Annotated in this window: 19 protein-coding genes; 12 read left to right on the forward strand and 7 right to left on the reverse strand. The window is 36.1% G+C overall.

Going from position 1 to position 21,211, the window contains the following annotated elements; all coding sequences use genetic code 11:
• Window positions 1-73: 73 nt before the first annotated feature.
• Window positions 74-913 carry a YitT family protein gene (locus ACQKN4_RS08400; RefSeq protein ID WP_079562132.1) on the reverse strand — a complete coding sequence of 280 codons (840 nt, stop codon included), beginning with the start codon at window positions 911-913 and terminating at the stop codon, window positions 74-76.
• Between the two features lie 363 nt (window positions 914-1,276).
• Here ACQKN4_RS08400 and ACQKN4_RS08405 point away from each other — a divergent pair, with 363 nt between their 5' ends.
• Window positions 1,277-2,398, forward strand: a complete 1,122-nt coding sequence (locus ACQKN4_RS08405; RefSeq protein ID WP_079562133.1) for a serine hydrolase — start codon at window positions 1,277-1,279, stop codon at window positions 2,396-2,398.
• Window positions 2,399-2,509: 111 nt separating this feature from the next.
• Window positions 2,510-3,073: a cupin domain-containing protein gene (locus ACQKN4_RS08410; RefSeq protein WP_079562134.1), complete on the forward strand. Its 564-nt coding sequence runs from the start codon at window positions 2,510-2,512 to the stop codon at window positions 3,071-3,073.
• Window positions 3,074-3,137: 64 nt separating this feature from the next.
• Here ACQKN4_RS08410 and ACQKN4_RS08415 read toward each other — a convergent pair whose 3' ends face one another.
• The gene (locus ACQKN4_RS08415) at window positions 3,138-4,607 is read right to left on the reverse strand and encodes a serine hydrolase domain-containing protein (RefSeq protein WP_427483500.1); all 1,470 of its coding nucleotides are present in this window, start codon (window positions 4,605-4,607) and stop codon (window positions 3,138-3,140) included.
• Between the two features lie 586 nt (window positions 4,608-5,193).
• On the opposite strand from ACQKN4_RS08415, the gene ACQKN4_RS08420 reads away from it, so the two are divergent.
• The 4 genes from ACQKN4_RS08420 (at window position 5,194) to ACQKN4_RS08435 (ending at window position 8,681) form a co-directional block, all read left to right on the forward strand.
• Window positions 5,194-5,547: a YunG family protein gene (locus tag ACQKN4_RS08420; RefSeq protein WP_427483501.1), complete on the forward strand. Its 354-nt coding sequence runs from the start codon at window positions 5,194-5,196 to the stop codon at window positions 5,545-5,547.
• Between the two features lie 559 nt (window positions 5,548-6,106).
• Complete coding sequence (locus ACQKN4_RS08425; RefSeq protein WP_079562135.1) at window positions 6,107-6,700, forward strand: NADPH-dependent FMN reductase; 594 nt, start codon at window positions 6,107-6,109, stop codon at window positions 6,698-6,700.
• 419 nt (window positions 6,701-7,119) lie between these two features.
• Window positions 7,120-8,058, forward strand: coding sequence for a ring-cleaving dioxygenase (locus ACQKN4_RS08430; RefSeq protein WP_427483308.1), 939 nt, complete (start codon window positions 7,120-7,122; stop codon window positions 8,056-8,058).
• A 14-nt stretch (window positions 8,059-8,072) separates the two neighbouring features.
• Window positions 8,073-8,681, forward strand: a complete 609-nt coding sequence (locus ACQKN4_RS08435; RefSeq protein WP_427483310.1) for a flavin reductase family protein — start codon at window positions 8,073-8,075, stop codon at window positions 8,679-8,681.
• 48 nt (window positions 8,682-8,729) lie between these two features.
• On the opposite strand, the gene ACQKN4_RS08440 is transcribed toward ACQKN4_RS08435, so the two are convergent.
• Window positions 8,730-9,665, reverse strand: a complete 936-nt coding sequence (locus tag ACQKN4_RS08440) for an aldo/keto reductase (RefSeq protein WP_427483312.1) — start codon at window positions 9,663-9,665, stop codon at window positions 8,730-8,732.
• A gap of 134 nt (window positions 9,666-9,799) precedes the next feature.
• On the reverse strand, window positions 9,800-10,552 hold the full coding sequence (locus ACQKN4_RS08445) for an IclR family transcriptional regulator (protein ID WP_427483314.1): 753 nt from the start codon (window positions 10,550-10,552) through the stop codon (window positions 9,800-9,802).
• Window positions 10,553-10,821: 269 nt separating this feature from the next.
• Between ACQKN4_RS08445 and ACQKN4_RS08450 the strand changes: the two genes are divergently transcribed.
• From ACQKN4_RS08450 to ACQKN4_RS08465, 4 genes are all read left to right on the forward strand, one after another.
• Window positions 10,822-12,222: an amino acid permease gene (locus tag ACQKN4_RS08450; RefSeq protein WP_427483316.1), complete on the forward strand. Its 1,401-nt coding sequence runs from the start codon at window positions 10,822-10,824 to the stop codon at window positions 12,220-12,222.
• A gap of 867 nt (window positions 12,223-13,089) precedes the next feature.
• Window positions 13,090-14,133: an AI-2E family transporter gene (locus ACQKN4_RS08455; RefSeq protein ID WP_079562228.1), complete on the forward strand. Its 1,044-nt coding sequence runs from the start codon at window positions 13,090-13,092 to the stop codon at window positions 14,131-14,133.
• Between the two features lie 286 nt (window positions 14,134-14,419).
• Window positions 14,420-14,683: a CD3324 family protein gene (locus ACQKN4_RS08460; RefSeq protein ID WP_197143907.1), complete on the forward strand. Its 264-nt coding sequence runs from the start codon at window positions 14,420-14,422 to the stop codon at window positions 14,681-14,683.
• Between the two features lie 126 nt (window positions 14,684-14,809).
• Window positions 14,810-15,349, forward strand: coding sequence for a GNAT family N-acetyltransferase (locus tag ACQKN4_RS08465; protein ID WP_427483318.1), 540 nt, complete (start codon window positions 14,810-14,812; stop codon window positions 15,347-15,349).
• Between the two features lie 160 nt (window positions 15,350-15,509).
• Here the strand turns inward: ACQKN4_RS08465 and ACQKN4_RS08470 are convergent, their stop codons facing one another.
• Window positions 15,510-16,853 carry an MATE family efflux transporter gene (locus tag ACQKN4_RS08470; RefSeq protein WP_427483320.1) on the reverse strand — a complete coding sequence of 448 codons (1,344 nt, stop codon included), beginning with the start codon at window positions 16,851-16,853 and terminating at the stop codon, window positions 15,510-15,512.
• Complete coding sequence (locus tag ACQKN4_RS08475; protein WP_427483322.1) at window positions 16,840-17,307, reverse strand: GNAT family N-acetyltransferase; 468 nt, start codon at window positions 17,305-17,307, stop codon at window positions 16,840-16,842. The genes ACQKN4_RS08470 and ACQKN4_RS08475 overlap by 14 nt, the downstream gene beginning before the upstream one ends.
• A gap of 176 nt (window positions 17,308-17,483) precedes the next feature.
• Between ACQKN4_RS08475 and ACQKN4_RS08480 the strand changes: the two genes are divergently transcribed.
• Both ACQKN4_RS08480 and ACQKN4_RS08485 read left to right on the forward strand, forming a co-directional pair.
• Entirely contained in the window at window positions 17,484-18,314 is an 831-nt protein-coding gene (locus ACQKN4_RS08480) for a MerR family transcriptional regulator (RefSeq protein WP_079562145.1), read from the forward strand.
• 57 nt (window positions 18,315-18,371) lie between these two features.
• On the forward strand, window positions 18,372-19,547 hold the full coding sequence (locus ACQKN4_RS08485) for a DUF4272 domain-containing protein (RefSeq protein ID WP_427483324.1): 1,176 nt from the start codon (window positions 18,372-18,374) through the stop codon (window positions 19,545-19,547).
• A 55-nt stretch (window positions 19,548-19,602) separates the two neighbouring features.
• Here ACQKN4_RS08485 and ACQKN4_RS08490 read toward each other — a convergent pair whose 3' ends face one another.
• Window positions 19,603-21,027: an erythromycin esterase family protein gene (locus tag ACQKN4_RS08490; RefSeq protein WP_427483326.1), complete on the reverse strand. Its 1,425-nt coding sequence runs from the start codon at window positions 21,025-21,027 to the stop codon at window positions 19,603-19,605.
• Window positions 21,028-21,211: the final 184 nt, after the last annotated feature.

A 21,211-nucleotide genomic window follows, 5' to 3' on the forward strand; every position in this document is an offset into this window, starting at 1 on the left:
GCTAAAAAACACCTTTAATGTTGAGAGGGGATTAAACCCATTTTCAACAAAAGGTGTTTTCTCAGTTATCTTATTAAGCCTTAGATAATTCAATAAATCCATGTCCAAAGACATCTCGTACATCATGAATGGCAATAAAGGCATCCTTGTCTATTTCTTTGACGATTTTCTTCAGCTTTACAACTTCTTGTTTACTAATGACAATATACAGAATTTCTTTTTGCTCTTTCGTATAATAGCCATGACCTGAAAGGACCGTCACGCCTCGATTCATAAAACCATTTACATGACTGGCAATCTCTTCAGGTTTTTTCGAAATGATCGTAACAGCTTTTTTAGGATTCACACCTTCAATAACAAACTCCATTACCTTTGTTCCGACATAAAGCATAATAATAGTAAGCATTAATGCTTCTGCCCCAATAATAAAATAAGATGAAAAAGCAACGATTAAATCAAAAAACAATAAACCGTAACTAATACTCCAGCCTAAATATTTATTGGTCATTCTAGCTAAGATTGTTGAACCTGCTGTTGTTCCACCAACTCTTATAATTAAGCCTATACCAACTCCAGCGAACACCCCGCCAAAAATAGTATTCACGATAATTTCATTTGAAGAAATTGACCACGATTCTGTTAAATGTAAAAAGAGTGAATGGAGGGACACGGCAATAATTGTATAAATAGTCGTTTGTCTACTTAAAAATTTATAACCAACTGCTAATAAAGCTGCGTTTAACACAAGGCTCACAATACTAGGCGACCATCCGAACAAATAATAGGCAATGATTGTTACACCTGTAACGCCACCTTCACCTAAATCATTAGGTATAACAAATAAGTTTACAGCTAGTGCAAAAAGCAGCGCTCCGACCGTAATCATTAATAAATCCATACTGAACTTCTTCATATATACACCACCAAACAAATTGATTATTCCTAAATACATACTATATCAAGTTCTAGTCAAATTATATACTTTTTGGAATGTTCGTTTTTGATAAATCTATAATTGATAGTATGTCCTTTATCGGTGAGAACATTGAAAAATATATGAGCGTAGAAAGAATTGTTAACGGCAACGTTAGATTTTATTGAATATATTGGTATATCTTTAAAATGTTTTCTGGAAAGGGAGGATAAGTTACACTACTAGTGAGGGACATGCTATTTTCATCTCTGCGTGATCGGGGGAATCGTATGAGAACAAGTGTTGAAAGCAACATAACAAATTCGGCAGTGAAGATAGAATATTAATAATGGAGGTATTAATTTGAAAATAGTACTTTGGGTTATTGGAGGTTTATTAGTTTGTGCTGTTTTAGTGATAGGAGTTGGAGTTTGGATGTTTAAGAAAGAAGTAAATGAAGAGAATCCTGAATATATTGTACAATTCATCAAGGGAAATATAAGTAATGAAAATGTATCTTTAGCAATCAATTACAATAACGAAAAATGGTCAGAGGTTAATACGAATAAACAACTTCCTTTAGCAAGCACAGTTAAAATTATTGTAGCAATAGAATATGCACAACAGGCAGCAGACGGACTTATAAACCCTCAGCAACAGGTCAGTTTAAAGGAATTAGAAACGTTTTATATTCCAAAAACAGACGGTGGGGCACATGAAGCATGGATATCTGGGTTAAATCAAAGCGAAAATATTGATAGTGTGCCTTTAAGTGAAGTAGCCAATGGGATGATTGCTTATAGTTCTAATGCAAATACGGAATATTTAATGCACGTGCTAGGGCTTCATAATATTAATGAAGTGCTAAAGAGTTTAGATGTTTTAGATCATGAACCCTTATATCCATTCACGAGTGCATTGTATATACCTATTCAGTTGATGAATGAAAAGAAATTAACTAAAGAAGAAACATTAAAAGCTATGCAAAGTATGGATATGACTGAATATCGGGATCGAGCGCTGAGTATTCATAATAAATGGTTAAAGAACCCTCTTACTGATGAGGAGAAAAAACAGTTACAAAAAACGCTAAGTATGGATATGCAAAAAGTATGGTCTGATCGTTTGGTAAAAGCAACTACAGCGGACTACATTTCTATTTTGAAAAAACTCAATAGTAAAAAATACTTTAATGAAAATGTACATAAGTATCTTGACCCAGTTATGGAACAGTTAATGCAAAACCCTAAAAATCGCGAATGGCTAACTCACGCTGGTCAAAAGGGTGGGTCTACCGCATTTGTTTTGACACAAGCTTTCTATGCAAAAGATAAAGATGGTAATCAAACGGAAATCGCCTTCTTTGCAAATAATTTATCTACGATAGAGCAGGCAAAACTATCTAAAAACATGAATAATTTTCTATTAAAATTTTTAACAGACGAGGAATTCCGTTTGCACATAAAAAAAGAATTGTCTCAATGATCGATGTCTATATACAAAGTTTCCGACTGAGACGATGATGTTTGCAAATGAAGTACATTCTTTTAGCAAGCTGCATAGGATATTCTTATAATGTGTGAGGGGATTGAGAAAATGTACTACATTCCTTATTACGAAAACATGCCTATGTATAACTATGGAGATCAGCTTGTTTATTGGGCACCTCCTTATCAGATAGGGTATGCGAACAGCGCTGAACCTTCTCGTTTTTCTAATGGTGGAAGTATTGAATTAAAAGATTATGGAGCTCAGCCACTTGTCATCGATCTTGAAAATGCGACTAAGCAAAACGATATGTATCGTACGGCTCTGTGGACGGGAAAGAACTTACAGATTACTTTAATGAGTATTAATGTTGGTGATAGTATCGGTTTGGAAGTACACCCAAATGTTGAGCAATTTTTATATATTGAACAGGGTGAGGGACTTGCTCAAATGGGCCCTAGTAAAAACAATTTAAACTATGAAAGAAGGGTCCGTGAAAATTATGCCATAGTAGTACCTGCTGGAACATGGCATAATGTCACAAATACAGGGAATGTTCCACTAAAGCTTTATTCGATATACGCTCCTCCTAACCATCCATTTGGTACTGTACATGTTACGAAAGCAGACGCTGAGGCCTCGGAAGCAGGATATGGACATGGCGATGAATAATCAATTTTAGATATGTAACTTTTTCTTCGATAATACAAGCATAACTAAAAAAGACAACTCCTATTTAAAGGAGTTGTCTTTTTTGTCGTCGTTTAAATGATATATATATAGAAAATAAGCCATTCAATGTTAAAAGAGTAACCATCATTATAGTCAAAAATGCAATATCAGGAGCAAAATATCTAATCGTATGCCAAGGTGTTTCTATACTATAGCTTAATAATGGGATTGAGATCATGGCTAAAACCAAAAGTATGAAACCGAATATACCCAAAACGCCTCTTTTATTTACTTTTTTAGCTTTAACCTTTATTAAAAGATAAATAAACATCACAAAAAGTAAACATATTATAGCAATTGCTATGATTTGTAATGTTGGTATATATTTAGGCGCTTCAACGGGCTCTTTCCCATTTAAAATATTGATAATCCCTTGTTTTAAGTAAAGAAGGGACTTTTCCTCTAATATATGACTTTTGTTAGTGAGAATCACACCGCCCCAATCGGTTTCTGGTAGATAAAATACTTCTGAGCGTGCGTCAGGATTTGAACCAGAATGCCATATCATTTCTTCTTTAGATTCTGGATAGGAGATTCGTACACCAAGGCCGTAATATCGAGATTTACTAGTTCGAACAAACGGTGAAATATAAAGGTTCATCGCATTTTTACTTAAAAAATTGTTTTGCTTATGTTGACTAAGTAGTCTAATATATTGCACCATATCTGTTGCACTTGCCGTTATATATCCATACGGTGCACCTCCATTATCATAGGTGACTGCACTTTTGACAGGGTGACCGAGCCATGATTGATAACCAGATAAGTATCCATTATCATAGGCCTTGCTACTATTAGCTGCTGCATTTTTCATCCCTAATGGAGAAAAAACTTGTTCCTCCATATACTCAGAAAAGGTTTGATTAGTCACTTCTTCGATGAGAGCGCCAAGAATTGAAAAGTTAGCATTACTATACTGATGCTTTTCTCCAGGAGCAGCAGTCAGCTTAACATTCAATAAGCTTTCTACATTTTCCTTTATAGCACTCAAATCATTAGATTCTTTGTCCGATATAGATAAGCCAGAATAAGTGCTTATCCCACTTGTTTGGGTAAGCAAATGTTTAATCGTTATTTGGGAAGCGGCCTTTTTATCTTTAAGTGTAAACCATGACATATACTTTTGAACGGGATCATCTAATTGGATGGTGCCTGCATCAACCAATCTCATGATAGCTAAGCCAGTTAACGACTTACTGATAGAGCCGGTTACAAATGGAGTTTCAGCAGTTATTTCTTCTTCGGATTCTCCTGTTACGCCCCACGATTTAGAGTAAAAGATATTATTTTTATGAACGATAGCAATAGATGCTCCTGGAATTCGCTGCTCTTCCAAAAAGTTTTCAACATATTTATCTATAGTACTCTTAATGTCTTGTTCTGCTGCGGAGATTTGTGAGACTGGTAGAAATAGATTAAATGGAATTAATAATAAACAAACTAATATAGCTTTATATATGGGGGGTGTTTTCATTGTCGTTTTCACCTATTTCCTCCAAAAAAGTTTTCCTTCATAATTTCATAGCAAAGATCTTTCATCCATATTTAGCAAAAATATACACTTCTTTATAGTATATGATAGTTGTTGTGTATACTATTCGAAAGAAATTTGTATTCTCTTTTGCTAGCTTTGGCATTGTAACTTTAAAAACACCATTTTTCGACTCATCAATAAAAGTTGGGAATAATATTTGTTAAAATGTTTGCCTTGTAAATAAAGCGATACAATCCCTTTATTCGATCTCCGTTTAAGTACACGTTATAGAGGAAATGGATACGGAGTAAAAACACTCCTTTGGTTACAAGACTATCTGTTTGGAGAAAAAGATAAGATTCGAATCGAAGGATATACGAGAATCGATAATATCGGTATGAGAAAATGCTTTACGAAAGCTGGCTTTGTGAAAGAGGGCTATTTAAGAAATGCCTGGGGAAATGCAGATGGTACTGTAACTGATAGTATCCTATATGGTGCAATAAAAGATGATTGGGCATTAGCGGAACAACTCCTATTAAGATGGATGATGTACCTTTTTAAAATAAAGTATAGGTTGAAAAGGATGATGAGAATGTATACAGAAAATGAAGTGCTAAGAGCTTTAAAAAAATCCTGGTCAATTCACCCTAGCTCAAAATGGAGTAAAGATAACCCTGCAAGAGGACATTGCGGAGTCACTACATTAGTTGTAAATGATATTCTTGGAGGCAAAATTTATAAAACATGGCTTGATGAAGGCTGGCATTTCTATAATATCCTAAATGGAGAAAGAAAGGATTTTACACAAGAACAATTTACATACAACCCCGAATATCATGATGTTCGTTCAAACAGGGAAGAGGCTTTTCAAGATACGAATGATATTCAATATAGCTATCTAAAATCGCAGGTTTATGTGTATTTAAGAAAAAGCTAGGGAGTTGAAGGCAGAAATGTTGTTTTCATAACACCTCTGCAAAGTCTCGTCTTCTTCCATGATAATTTGTCTGGTTTTCTTGATATTTTAGCAAGGTATAGTACTTTTTGATTCCAGCTTTGTGATTCATCCTGTGATAAGGAATAATTGAATTTTAGCGGAATTGTTTTTTAGGGATGATAATTCAACTTTGTTCATTTCTGCATTTAGCTATTCACTAAAAGTTGGAGATGGCATATGCGATGTATAATATGTTGATTGTAGTGGAGGCTGGGCGACTCCTTGGGGATCAGCGTCACAGATGAGACCCTGCAGCGAAGCGAAGCGGCTCATCGGACGCCCCCAGGAAAGCGCCCAGCCGGAACGGAAATCAACCCCACGCTAAAGTGATGAGCCATATTATTTTTTTAATAAACAAACATGTTGACGTAAATTAACCCATCGTGTTATCATTATCTCGAATTCAAGATAACTTAATTCAAGATAAACGAATTCGAACTTTTAAATCCATATATAGAAAGTAAAGTTTAACTTTTTTCATCAGAAGGAGGTAATGATCATGGGTTTTTTAAATAAATTATTTACTTCAAAAAAAGAGGAGGAAAAAACAATGGCAGAATTAAATATCGGAATTATTATCGGATCAACACGTGAAGGTCGTGTAAGTCCACAGGTAGCACAATGGGTGAAAGAAATCGCAGATCAACGAGGCGATGCTAATTATACAGTTATTGATATTGCAGATTACAAATTACCTTTACTAGGTGAACCAGGGCAAGATGCTTCAGGCGCTCAAGCTTGGTCAGAAATTATTGCAAAACAAGATGGATTTGTATTCATCGTACAAGAGTACAATCACTCTATTACAGGTGCTCTAAAAAATGCACTAGATTATTTACGTGAAGAATGGAACAACAAAGCTGCAGGTATTGTTTCTTATGGTTCTGTAGGTGGTGCACGAGCAGCTGAACATTTACGTGGTATTATGGGTGAACTTTTAATTGCAGATGTACGTGTACATCCAGCATTGTCACTATTCACAGACTTTGAAAATGGTACTGAGTTTAAACCAAAAGAAGTGCAATCAGATTCGGTTAACCAAATGTTAGATCAATTAATTCCTTGGTCAAAAGCTTTATATACAATTCGTTAATCTGGATCAACTTACTTCAGCGAGTGTCCAAACACCCACTGAAATAGAGGAACTTAGTCTAAGAACGCCACGTCCTGTGGCAATTTATCTGTGCGAAAGCGTAGCGACAGCAACACACGACTGAGTGACCAACATCTTGTTGCTGCCGCTACGTTAGCACTACGCTTTCGCACAAAAAACATCTGTTGGCCCAAAGCCTCCGGCGGATGTCACGGAATCGGAAAGGAGTTCTTAGGGGATGTTAGCCTATAATCATCGCATCCATGCAATAACGCTAACTGACCTGCATCCTGCAGGCCTAAGCGCAAAGCCGATTTCGGACGCAATTATGTCGAGGCATAATTGATAGATTGAGTTAGAACAGTATTGGGTAAAGTATAGGTGAGAAAATACATTTAGTCATGAAGGGGCTTGTTAACATGAAAAAACATACTGCGGGTATTCACCATATCACAGCCATTGTAGGGCATCCACAAGAAAATATTGATTTTTATGCTGGTGTACTAGGCTTGCGTTTAGTTAAACAAACAGTAAACTTCGATGATCCTGGCACATACCATCTTTACTTCGGTAACAAAGGTGGTAAACCTGGTACAATTATTACATTCTTTCCATGGGCAAATGCTTATCAAGGACGTATTGGTGATGGTCAAGTAGGCGTAACTACTTATGTTGTACCAGAAGGAGCACTACCATTTTGGATTAATCGTCTTGCGAAATTCACTATTCCATTCCAAAAAGCTGAACGCTTCGGTGAACAAGTAGTGCAATTTGATGATCCACACGGACTTCATATTGAATTGGTGGCACGTGCAGAAGGCGAATTGAATGAATGGACATTTGGTGAAATAACTCCGGAGGTTGCCATTAAAGGATTTGGCGGTGCAACACTGTATTCAAGTCACCCAGAAGAGACAGCAAAAGTATTAACTGAAGTTATGGGTCTTGAAAAAGTAGCAACAGAAGGCGAGTATACTCGTTACAAATCCAGCGCAGATATTGGCAATACAGTAGATTTAAAAGTTGTTCCTGGTGTGCGTGGTCAAATGGGCGTTGGGACAGTTCATCATATTGCTTGGAGAGCACAGGATAATGTAGATCACCTAGAATGGCAAGAGTATGTAATGAATCATGGACAACATGTAACCGAAGTGAAAGATCGTAATTATTTTAATGCGATTTATTTCCGTGAACCTGGTGAGATTTTATTTGAAATTGCGACAGACCCACCTGGATTCGCTCATGATGAGACACCTGAGACAATAGGTAGCCAATTAATGTTGCCATCTCAATACGAACAGCATCGTGAACAATTGGAAAGAACATTAATTCCAATCGAAGTGCGTGCACTAGATTAAAGGAGATGGGACGTTTGATTTCAATTGATCCTAAGAAAAATACAGAGCGTGAGAATTATAAGTTATTGATTGGCAGTATTATTCCGAGACCGATTGCCTTTGTTACGACAAAGTCAGAGCAAGGGGTCATCAATGGCGCGCCTTTTAGTTTTTTTAATATCGTGTCTTCAAATCCGCCGATGATTTCTCTAGCCGTTCAAAGACCAAATGGGCGTTTAAAAGATACCTCTCGCCATATTCATCATCAGCAACAATTTGTTGTGCATATTGTAGATGAGGATAATGTGAAGCAGGTGAATGAAACAGCCGCGTCCTTACCTGTGACTGAAAGTGAAATTGATCGAGCACAATTTACATTAATCGATAGCCAATTGATATCTATACCAGGCATTCAAGAGGCGAAAGTTCGAATGGAATGCCGTTTAGTACAGTCGATTCCTTTAATGAATGGTGACGAACAGACAGGTGATTTGTTTATTGGTGAAGTCGTACAATATCATATAGATGAGACCATTTATAATGAAGGGCGAATTGATCCAAGAAAACTAAAAGCAGTTAGCAGACTTGCCGGCTCAAATTACGCAAAAATTGGAGATATATTTGAGATAGAACGTCCTGATTAAAATAAAATGCGAAAATGTTGGTATAACAGCATTCTCGCATTTTTTTGTTTATATTAAAACTTTTCCTATATTCACTAAATCTTCGTTTGTTAATAGGACATCCGTTGCCTTCACATTGTTAGCCACTTGGTTTTTATGTTTCCCGCCCGGGATAACTGCATCAACGCCATCTTGAGCTAATAACCAAGCAAGCGCTAAATTTGGTAATGTCGTTTGCTTTTCCTCTGCAATTCCTTTTAATGCTTCTACTTTTACTAATGTTTGTTCAAATGATTCGCCTTGGAATAAAGGGTCTGAAGTTCGCCAGTCACCTTTACCTAGCTTAAAGTCTTTTGTATACTTTCCGCCAAGTAGGCCATATGCAAGTGGACCGTAAGGAATAAATGAAATTTCATTTTTTATACAGTATGGCAATAAATCCTGTTCTCCTGAACGATTTAACATATTGTAAGGGGATTGTAGGACAGAAATATCATTATGCACATTTGCCTCTATAAGCTGTTCTAATGTTACGTTTGAAATGCCTATTGCTCGGATCTTTCCTTCTTCTTTTAAGCGTGACAATTCACCAATCGACTCCGCAAGAGGAGTTTCGTTATCCGGGAAGTGTAGGTAGTAAAGATCTACGTAATCCATTTGTAGCCGTTTCAAGCTATTTTCAAATGCCCCACGTAGATATTGCGGATGATTATCTGTTTTTACTGAACCATCCTCAAACCAATGTCTACCTCCTTTTGTTGCTAAAACGAACTCATCCCTGGAGTAATTTTTTAATACTTCGCCAACAAGTTCTTCTGAACGCCCTTTTCCGTAAATGTCTGCTGTATCAATAAAAGTTATCCCTAAGTCAAGTGCAGCTGAGACTAGTTCCTGCCCATCTTGTTCATTTAAGTTTTCAAATAAGTTATGCCCACCTACAGCATTCGTCCCAAGACCAATTTCGGAAATCTTGATATTCGTTTTTTTCAAAGTATGAAATTTCATATTCCTACCTCCTCGTTGTTCTGTAATCAGAATAGAGTAAAAAAGAATATTTTACCAATATTCATCGTTATCGTTTCATATATAGAAATAAGTGCATTTTAATTGCAAAAAAGGACCAATCAAAGGTCTTAACATTATGCTAAAAGATAATGTATTTCTTCCGTCAACTGCTGACTTGCCTCGCTTAACTTTTTTGCCAACGACCGAATGGCAGTTTTCTTAATTTGATTCGTCGAACCGTGGACAGCAATTGCCCCGATGACTTCTTCATTCACATAAATAGGAACGGCAATACAACATTTACCTTCATTCGTTTCTTCATTATCAACAGCATATCCTTGAGCTCTAATGACCTGTAAATGAGGAATCAATAAACCATAATCATAGAAGGTTTTTGTTGTAAAGGTATTAAGTTCAATACTATTTAATAGTTCACGTTGTTTTTTAGGTGACAGATGAGCTAATACTACTTTTCCTAGCGCGCTTGAGTGCATAGGTGTCCGAGTATCGATCGCATGAAAAGTAGGCTGTTCAAAAGGCTCACTAATCACATTTTTTATTACCATCTCACAATCTTCCAAAATACCAATATAAGTAGTTATTTCTTCTTGGCGGGCTAAATGGTATGGCGCTACGAGAGACGCCCATTGGATATCTTTGTGCCAATATAAGTGCTCATCCCTAAAAATATGAGGGTTTAATTGATAATACTTATTATATTTAAGAACATAATTCATTTTTTCTAGCGTATAAAGCATGCGAAAAACGGACGTCTTATTCATTGATAATTCTTCCATAATTTCAGTTAATGTAAGAGAATGCTTCTGACGTAATATATCTAAAATCAAAAGGCCCTTTTTTAATGTCGATACTTCATAGGAATCCATTTTGTCCTCTCCTTGCTTCTAGATAGCTTGTACAATATCATCTTTACTATTTATTTACTAGGTTGGATCGTTCATTCATTCCAGTAAAATAGTATTACAAAGTTTGATATAAAAGAATGCATCGATTAACTCGTTTTCTAGTAAAAGATAAATTGCTATAATAATCTAATTGTTGACTCGATTTAAAAATATATATAATATACTGATTATTAGTAAAAATGCATAAAAATGATATTTATTAGCTGTTTATTGGAAATGGAGTGGTTATTATGGCGAATTTTTTTCGAAGGAAGTCAATTGAGCAAGCCAATAAAATAACTGAAGTCGAACGTTTTAAACTAAAGCGTGAATTAGGGTCGTTGCAGTTATTGCTGTATGTACTAGGGGCTACAATAGGAGCTGGAATTTTTGTACTGCCAGGAACTACAGCTGCTCTTCATGCAGGCCCAGGTGTCGTTGTTTCTTTCTTAATTGGGGGTCTTGTAACAATCGCAGTCGGATTAGCCTATGTCGAATTCGCAGCGATGGCGCCCGTCGCAGGTAGCGCTTACACCTATTCTTATATAGCGCTAGGTGAAATTATTGCCTGGATGATCGGTTGGGACCTATTACTGGAATTCATCGTTATTTCTAGCACGGTCGCAGTCGGTTGGAGTGGTTACGTCGATTCATTTTTACAATCTGTCGGTATTCACTTACCGGGAGCTTTAACAAAAGATATTGCTCATGGTGGGGTTGTCAATCTACCTGCTGTGGTTGGTTGGTTTATTGTAGCTTGGATTGCTATGAGCGGGATTAAAAATGTTGGTCGATCAAATATGTTATTTACAATGGCAAAAGTCGGCGCGATTGTTTTATTCCTTGCTATCGGGGCTTTTCACATTAACCCTATAAACTGGACACCATTTACACCGTTTGGCTGGTCAGGTGTAATGGCAGGGGCGGCATTAGTGTTCTTCGCCTTTACTGGATTTGATGGTGTAACAACTGTTATGGAAGAAGTAAAAAATCCACAAAAAACAATACCAAAAGCTTTAATTGGTGGTCTGAGTGTATTAACGCTTATTTATGCATTAGTTGCGCTAGTATTAACAGGTATTGTACCATTCCCTCAATTGGATGTCCCAAATCCTACAGTGTTTGCACTACAATCTGTTGGTATTCAATGGGGCGGTGCTATCATCGCAGTATCAGTTATTTTTGGATTGCTTGCTACGATGATTGCAAATACAACTAGTGCGACGCGCGTGTTGTTTGCAATGAGTCGTGATGGGCTTCTGCCAGAACGTATTGCACAAACAAATAAAAAAACAGGGGTACCTGTATTATCAACTTTAATTGTAGTTGGAACAGGTATTCTCTTATCAGGATTTTTATCAATCGGGGAATTAGCGGAATTTGCTAACATCGGAGGTTTAACTGCTTTTGCTTTAACAACAGTTAGTGTCGTTGTTCTTCGTTATACACGACCAGATCAACCGCGTATATTCAAAGTACCTGCGTTATGGCTTGTAGCAACTGTAGGGGTTGGAGGATGTATTGTATTAATATTTAGTCTGCCACTATTTACTATAGTACGCTTTATGATTTGGTTAGCGATAGGTTTAGTCATTTACATAGGCTATGGATATAAGCACGCTAAAATGGGCTCTGATAATGAAAATCTATAAATGAGATAAACACCTCTTTAGCTCTAAAGAGGTGTTTTTTTAACTAAATTTAATGCAGGATCTGGCGCACATCCTTGTGAATAACAACATAGTATAAGTTAAACTCCCTTATATGCCCATGCGTCGATTTCGCAGAAGGCATAGCCAAGAAAGTCGTTTATAATTTTTTGCTTTTCTTGTGCCGTATTAATTTCCCCAAACAAATAAAAAGACTATCTTCGTTATATCTTGAAGTTCCATATGTGCACTTTCAAGACTCTTCCGGTACAATCCCATCTTGTCCAGAGATTTTAAGGACTCGTTACTGCAACTTGATGTTCATAAGGAGCAATTGGTTATGAATATCCTTCGATGTTTATGGAACTTTCACAAAATCCATCTTTTCTATTATTTTCAGTTTAAAATTTTAATAAGAATATCATACTGAAACTAAGGAGCAATACTAAAATCTGTTCTTGATTAATAGGAATGAATGCTATTATGCCAGAGCATAATTGATTCCCTTCATAAAAGAAGTTACATTGGCTATGATGGTGTTCAAAGGGTTATAATAGAATAATAGAATTAAGGCTTATAACGCTGATACAGCTTTCAATAAAGTACAAAAGTATGGTCATTAATTTACAATTTGATAAGACATATAATTCTTTTCGCTCCATGGATTTAGTTATTTCTTATAAGACTTATAAAGCAGCATGCAGTAAGTCTTTTTCTAAGTGATGATGGGAATAATAATCCAAAGAAGGGGGCATATACATAAGAATGATACGTAATGTTTTACATCAATTTATTAATTGCTTATGTTCATTTGATAGCGAAACCCAGGCAGTAAAGGCAGCGAAGCCGTTTTGTAGAAGGAGTGAATACATGAGTAATTTCTTTCGAAGCCACGGATTTAAACGTTTTATAATTCTTGTTGGGATCGCTATTGCACTATATTTGATGCGAAGTATGATCAATCTTATTCTTCTCACGTTCATTATTACTTACTTGATGAATCAACTGACTACGAAGACAACAAAAAAGATTAGAAAATACACACCAATGAACGAAAAGGCTGTGACAGTTACCCTTTATCTTTTACTTGTCGCAGGTATTGTTGCAATTATCTACAAGTATTTGCCTGTCGTAACCCAACAAATTACACAGCTCTTTGACCTCATTGCTAGCTTTAGTCTCGATCCAGATGATAACGAGATTGCAAGGTATTTAGCTCCAACCTTCGAGAAGATTGAACTAGGTAAATATTTAGAGCAGGGTGTAGACCTCACACTAAAAAATCTCACGAATATTGGTAAAATTATTTTGCACATATTCATCGCACTAATTTTAAGCTTGTTTATTTTACTTGAGAAGAAGCGGATTATAGATTTTACAGCGAAATTTAAAGATAGTAAAATGAGCTACCTGTACGATGAACTACATTATTTCTCGAAGATCTTCATTCGTTCTTTCGGTAAAGTTATTGAGGCGCAGTTCATTATTGCCGCTGTTAACTGTGTTTTATCTGTTATTGCTTTATACATTATGGGCTTCCCGCATTTAATTGCACTGGGAATTATGCTCTTTATACTAGGATTAGTGCCAGTTGCAGGGGTTATCATGTCCTTGATTCCTCTCACTATAATTGCATATAGTATCGGTGGACCAATGTACATTGTTTATATTTTGGTGATCGTTATGGTACTACATGCTATGGAGGCATACTTCTTAAATCCAAAGCTGATGTCTGCCAAGACAAATCTTCCAATTTTCTATACATTCATCGTCATCCTCTTCTCAGAGCATTTCCTTGGTGTATGGGGATTAATTATCGGTATTCCATTATTCATGTTCCTTCTCGATATTCTAGGAGTTACGTCCTCGGAGGATGAACGGCAAAAAATAATGGAAACACAAGTGGACCAATAAATTGAATAAAGTTTCGGAAAAGGAATCAGTGTATCTGATTCCTTTTTGTTTTATTAATTGAAAATATATACATATGATAAAATGAACAATGACACAATTTAGGGGGGGTAGATGTGAGTAATTATGTTAAGTTCCTAGATACGGAAGCAGCCCATGCAAAGCCTAATTTTGATAGGGCAATACTTTGCATGGGGTGAATTTCAATATTTGCCCTGAAGTATTTCTTATAAAATTAGCTTTGCTACCTTATTTTATTCATTTCAAAATAAATGAGGGGTTGGCATAATTGGCTTATAAGAAGGCTTCAGCTATATTACCGAAAGAACTTTTAGTAGAAATCCAAAAATATGTTCAAGGTGAAACGATTTATATTCCTAAAATAGAAAACACGTATTTAGAGTGGGGTGCTCGTTCAGGCTCAAAGAAATATATTGAGAATAGGAATAAGTCTATAAAAGAAGCGTTTACAAATGGAGCTTCTATTGAACAATTATCTAAGGAATATCATTTAGCTGTAGAAACGATTAAAAAAATTATATATACAAAGTAATTTATTGAAGCACTAGCACCTGATATGTTAGTGCTTTTTGTATGTCTAGTACGTTTCTTAATCGAACTAGGCATATTCTTTCCGCTAGAAATCTTGTTCAATATAGTTAAAGGGGGAGGTTGATTTATGATTACAGGGCAAAGTGTATTTTTAAGACCAATTACTGAAGAAGATGTAGATAGTATCTATGAGTGTTTTCAAGATGAAGAAATTATGTATATGACAGGTATACGTAACATTTTAACGAAGGATCAAATTAGAGAGGCTTTGAGTCGATTTAGCGAAGATTCTACACGCCGTGATTTTGCTATTTGCTTAGTAGAAAATAGCCGAGTTATTGGTGATTTAGCTATTATGGAAATAGACTTAGACAATAAAAAGGCAATATTTCGCATAGCTTTACATAGGATAGAGGATTGTGGCAAGGGATATGGGGCTGAAGCGGTTCAGCTTGTTCAAAAATTTTCGTTCGAGGAGCTTCAGCTTAATCGCTTAGAGTTACAAGTATACTCCCATAATATTCGGGCAATAAAATCGTACGAAAAGGTAGGCTTCAAAAAGGAAGGAGCTTTAAGGCAATCCTTATATATGAACGGTAAGTATTCAGATGAAATTATTATGAGTATTTTACGTGATGAATATATGGAATTAAATAAGAGCTATTAGAATAGGTCAATGGTTTGGCGGTATTCTGCTAGCGGTTGATGGAGGAACAATCATGGCCTTCAAATGCCTTGTAGATAGTTAATTCTTTTATTTAGGAAAACAATAAAAAACAGCTAACCCCCTTTCAATTGAAAGAGGGTTAACTTCTTTTATTGTGCATTTAAGAACTTGTTACTGAAAAAATTGTATGCGTTTTTTTCTTCATAAATATAAAAATTAGCAATGCGGTAATACCTTCTGCGACAGGGAACGTCCACCAAATAGCTTGTGGGCCAAAGAATTTAGGCAATAGTACGAGAGCAGGGATAAATAATAGAATACTGCGAAGTAACATGATGGTTGTTGCAAGACGTATTTTTTCAATTGACTGGAAGAATTCCGCAAATACCATGTTCACTCCAAGGAATGCATACCCAATTGCAAAATGTATAAAGCCTTGTGTAGCCATATTGCGAATGTCAAATGTGCTATCACCAAATAATGCAATTAGCTGGGAAGGGAATAACATAGCAATAATGACAGTCGTTAAACCTACAATAAATGCAGTGGCAATACCTATTTTCAATAATGCTGTTAATCGGTCAATCAACCTCGCACCGTGGTGATAACTAACTAGTGGCTGTAAGGCCATACCGATGCCAAGGAATACTGTTAAAAGTACAGTATGAATATAGTTAACCATTGCATAAGCAGTAACGCCGTCTGAGCCTAAATAATGTAAAAATGTAACATTGTATAAAATAACCATTACAGCGACGGAGGCTTCAACGATAAAGCTTGGTAGACCAATAGCGAATATTTTCTTTAAATCAGATGTGCTGAAAAATGTACGAACAAATTTTAATTCGGATTGCTTGCGGAAGAAGTGTAGGCATAGAACCGACATACCGATTATTGTGGAGATTGCTGTAGCTAGGGCACAGCCAGTTACGCCGTAATTGAGTACGAAAATAAAGATGTAGTTTAAAATAATGTTTAACACAGAAGTAGTGATTAAGCCCATCATCGCAAGCTTTGGATTGCCATCATTTCGAATAAAAATACTTAATAAGTTTTCAATTGTATAGAACACACCGAAAATCAAAATAACATGTAGATACTCTTGAACATAAGGGAAGGTGGCGTCACTTGCCCCAAATATATAGGAGATTTCCTTTAAATTTAATAAAAGGATTAGAATCAGTGTCATGACGACAACGATCATTGTTGTAAATGCTAATGTAAAGAGCTGATGTGCTCGTTTTTTATTGCCTTCACCGAGGGAAATTGAAAATAGTGTTGCTCCACCCATACCAATCCAAAGGGAAATGGATAGTAAAATCGAGAAAATTGGTACGGCGATATTTACTCCTGCTAAAGCGGCTGGTCCAACTCCATGACTAACGAAAATACCATCTACTAAAATATTGACTGACATCAGCAACATACCAATCATAGCTGGGAATAAATATGATAAAAACAAGGGCCTGAGCGGCCTTGTTTCAATTGGATTAATGGTAGTCATGAGCATATACCTCCTTTACCATCACCTTTTCACCTTTAGTATCTAGCTCACCGTTAAAGACGAAGCCAAACTTTTTATATAATTGAATAGCTACTGTATTGTTGTCATAAACGCTTAAATATATATTTTGACAGCTGTATTTAGCTACTAAATATTGAATAAGCTGCTGTAAAAAGTATTTTCCCAATCCTTTGTGCTGGTAGCGCTCATCAATGAAATAGCGATCTAACCAAACACGTTGTGAATTGTCTGTTTGTGGGAACATGCCATACATAGCGAAGCCGATTGCATGATCTTCCTTATACAATCCTACAGGGATAAAGCGTTTATCTTCTTTTGCCTCTGCTAAGCATTGTTCTGTACTTTCAATAAAATCTTGCTGATTATCAGCAATGCGTAGTGCTAATACTTCCTCTTTGTTTAAAGCTGTAATGTCACGAATTTCCGTGAACATAATTTCAAAACCTTTCTATTTTTAATTTCTTTCAGCAGATGTCACGGAAATCGGAAAGGGATCTTTATGCAAGCACAAACCGATCCCGGACTCAATTATGCACTGGCATAATTAATTGTGAATAGCTACAATCTAATGTATATAGTTACTATATAGTCAAGGAGGGGATTTTAAAAATGTTTAATAAAAATGTAAAATATTTTACAACTGGTGAGTTTGCTAAAATATGCAAGGTTAATAAACAAACGTTAATTTACTACGACCAAATTGGTTTATTATCACCAATTATGAAAGATAGTAAAGACTACCGTTATTATTCTGTTGCACAATATGAATTTTTTAGTGTGATCGAGCTATTAAAGGCGGTCGGCATGTCTTTAAAAGATATTCAAAAATATATGGCCGAAAAATCACCTGAAAATTTTTTAGACTTGATGTATCAGCAAAAGGAAATTGTAGCGAAAAAACGCCGGGAGCTGGAGATGATTGAAAGCATTATTGATGTCAAAATTGATTTAACAAAAGAGGCTTTACACCTTGATTTTGATAGCATTACGATTGAACATCTGCCAGAGGCAACGTTGTATTTAAGCAAGAATATTGAGGATTCGACGGAAGAACAGTTTACGAAGGCTGTTTCAGACTTTATAGATGAATTAGATCGCTCGCAATTAGACACAGGCTATCCTATTGGAGGAATTACAAGAAGAGAGCAAATATTAGCCGGAAACTATGATAACTATAGTTACTTGTATATAGAGCAGCCGCATCCACGAGAAGGCCATCCTTATTTCGAAGCGATTGAAGGGGATTTTATTGTTGGATACCATGTAGGAACGTCCACTACATTGGGTGAATCATATGAGCGATTATTTAAGGTCATGCGGGAAAAGGGCTTTGAACTAGGGCAATACGTATATGAGGAATATATTTATGACGCCGTTATTAAAAATCGTGAAGAGGATTATGTAACGAAAATTATGATAGAAATTAAAAAGGGTTGTTGATCCGTAGTATGTAATTTAGGTACAAAAAATAGTTGGTGAATAAAAGGGGAGAGAAGAATGAACTATTTTACAATATTTGCATCTAAGAACAACATTGATGATATTGAGTTTAAAATTTCAGATGTTTTTGCAAAAGGTTTTGCCATTGGTAAAAATGAAAACGAGTATTTATTAAAGTCTAAGGCGCTGTTTAAAAAACATAAATTAATCATTAGAGTCATGTCTGAAGATACGAATCCAAACTACTTCGTTAATAATATTCCTGGGATGATGGGGTTTTACGATAACATTCCTTTTGAAGATGATCATTTAAAAGAATTAGTGTTGACTCAAATAGCCGTTTTAAATACAGTGATTGCGATTGAATCAGAAAAAGAGATACATGAAGACCAGATGCTGTTATTTACGGAACTGCTATCAAAAATAGGGGGGATTGGCTTTTTACCGAATGGCACTTTGTTAGACGATGAAGGAGCGGTTATTGTTTATCCTGACGGGCAATCAGGACCGTCCAATTTCAGACCCCATGCGTGTACACGCAAGGTTATGGGACAAGAGGTGACATCAGAAGAAGGCGAGCAAAGAAAAAATAAAACAATAGCCTATTTAAAAGAAAAAGCTATTCCATATACAGCTTCCCTTCCTCAACTCCCAGCAATAGAGGCTTGTCAGTTTAAAACCAAAGAAGACATTGCTAGAAGAGCAGTAGCTCTGTTAATTGTCATTCAATTTGCTTGTGATGTGGCACAAGGCGGAAATGTGGAAGAATCGCGAGACTTTTTCATCAATATGTTACGCACATATAAAGTGGAAAACTATCTAACTGAAAATGAAAGAGACTTTTTACAAGCTTCAGAACCAGATGTGCAAAAAGCCATTAATATTTCATGGCAATACGAGGCTTATTGGGCACTTATTTGGGCACTTGGCTTTGTTGAAGAACTCGATTTTCCTGATGAAGTATGCGATTGCGAGTATGCCATTCAAGTTGTTTCTAACTGTGAAACGTTTGAACAACTTTATCTTCAAGCTGTCATGCGTAGTCAGGAAGAGATTTTAGATGAAGCCGACAAAATTTACAGATATCATTGGGCTTGTGTAGATAGTCGTATACAAGAACGACCAGCTCCTGCGGGGATGAATGAAAGTATCGTTATGGAAAGACGTAGGGGCTTGTTCTGGATAATAGGGCATCGCAATGAAGACTGGGATACAATTTCAATGGATACTTAAACATAAAGAAAAATAGCAAACTAGTAGGTTGAGCTAGTTTGCTATTTTAACAATATTATTTAATATAATTAGGCTTACTTACCTTATCAATCAGAAGAAGGCCATCATATTGATCTCGCGGAACAAGACTTTCCTGAATCATTCCCCAGCTATACGATAAACGTGGTTCAAACATCCATGAGTTTCCTCGCTCATTTTGACGGTTTCGCATGTCGATAAATGTGTACGGTTTATTTGATGACGAAAGAATATCCTCGACCGATCCCTTTATAGGAGGTAAAACGGTCATAGGTTCACCCATATTGTTTGCTGTTTCGCCACTAGCCATATAAAGGCCAAGTACATAGCTATATTTCTTGTAGATATCTGGTAGACGCTCACCCATTAACTTTACCGGGTAAGGAGAACCCATTACTTCGGATTGTGCTTTACGAATATGGTCATTATGCGCCCAGACGATAAACTTTTCAGTCGGATAAATCTCCTCTGCCAACCAAAGTAGGTTTTCCATCATTGCTTGGTCACGCCATTCCATTGTCTTATAAAAAGACTCAGGGTTATATTTTTCTAGATCAATATTTGATTGAATTGATAGTTCTACATATTCGTCTGCTAAACGGATACGGTCAGCCAAAGTACGTTCCATAAGTTTTACAATATGTGGCTCGCTAGGATAAGCTGCTTGTAACTCTTTTTCTTTAAGCTGTACTTGTGATTTTACTTGTTTATACACGTCGATAATGCTAGGTTTCGCCTCTTGGTAGCCTTTTAAATCCTTACCGAAGCTCCAATCAGCAAGTTGCTTCTCTACTTCACTGAACTGTTTCGCAAGCTGACTATTTTGTAGCCAGTCACCGTTCGTAAATGCATTTTGCTGTTGAATATCAAAGCCTGCTAATTTTAAAGGTTTATCTGTTTTCTGTGTTTTTTTAGCATATTCAAATAACGGTAGTGTTTCTTTTGTCCACCATACACCAAAAATAGAATCCTTCATCGTTTGTTTCGCTGTTTGTTTGTCGATTTGCCCCTGAGCATTCATGGCATTCCCCATACCACTTTCGAAGGCTAGGACATTGTAGCCCATTTCTTGGTGTAAAAATTGAATTAAACGTGTTTTTGCTAGGTTAAATTCTGCTGCGCCATGTGAACTTTCCCCTAAAAAAACGATGCGCTTATCATGGAGTAAAGGCTTTAGCATCTCTAAATCTTCAAATTTATTAGATGGAATGTTTTGTTGAATAATAGCTTCAGGCTGAATGGACGTTAAACTGTAAGCATGGTCGTTTGTCCACTTTTTCCACTCTTGAAGTGTTTCATTAGATGTGCGAGCTACCTTAACTTCTAATTTATTTTCGAAAGCTACGCGTTCTTCTATCACCGGAACTGCTGCCGATGCATTTGAAACTCCGTTGAACGCTACAAAACTTGTTAGCGCGATACTTAATGATAATAAAACCTTACGTTTCTTACCTTTTGTCACTCTCTATCAGTCCTTCGTTATATGTTAAGGCTAATTATAGATAGTGAAGTTTAAAGTAAAAGGGGAGTTTGTTTAAATTTTGTTTAAATTTGGTCTAATTACATGATTAAGGTTCATCACCAAAAGTAGTGGGTGAAATTTTTAAAAAAACATTTTATATTAGTTGATCTTCGTTCCGGCTGGC

The sequence above is a fragment of the Lysinibacillus sp. NPDC093692 genome (assembly GCF_050280125.1).
Classification (GTDB): Bacteria; Bacillota; Bacilli; order Bacillales_A; family Planococcaceae; genus Lysinibacillus.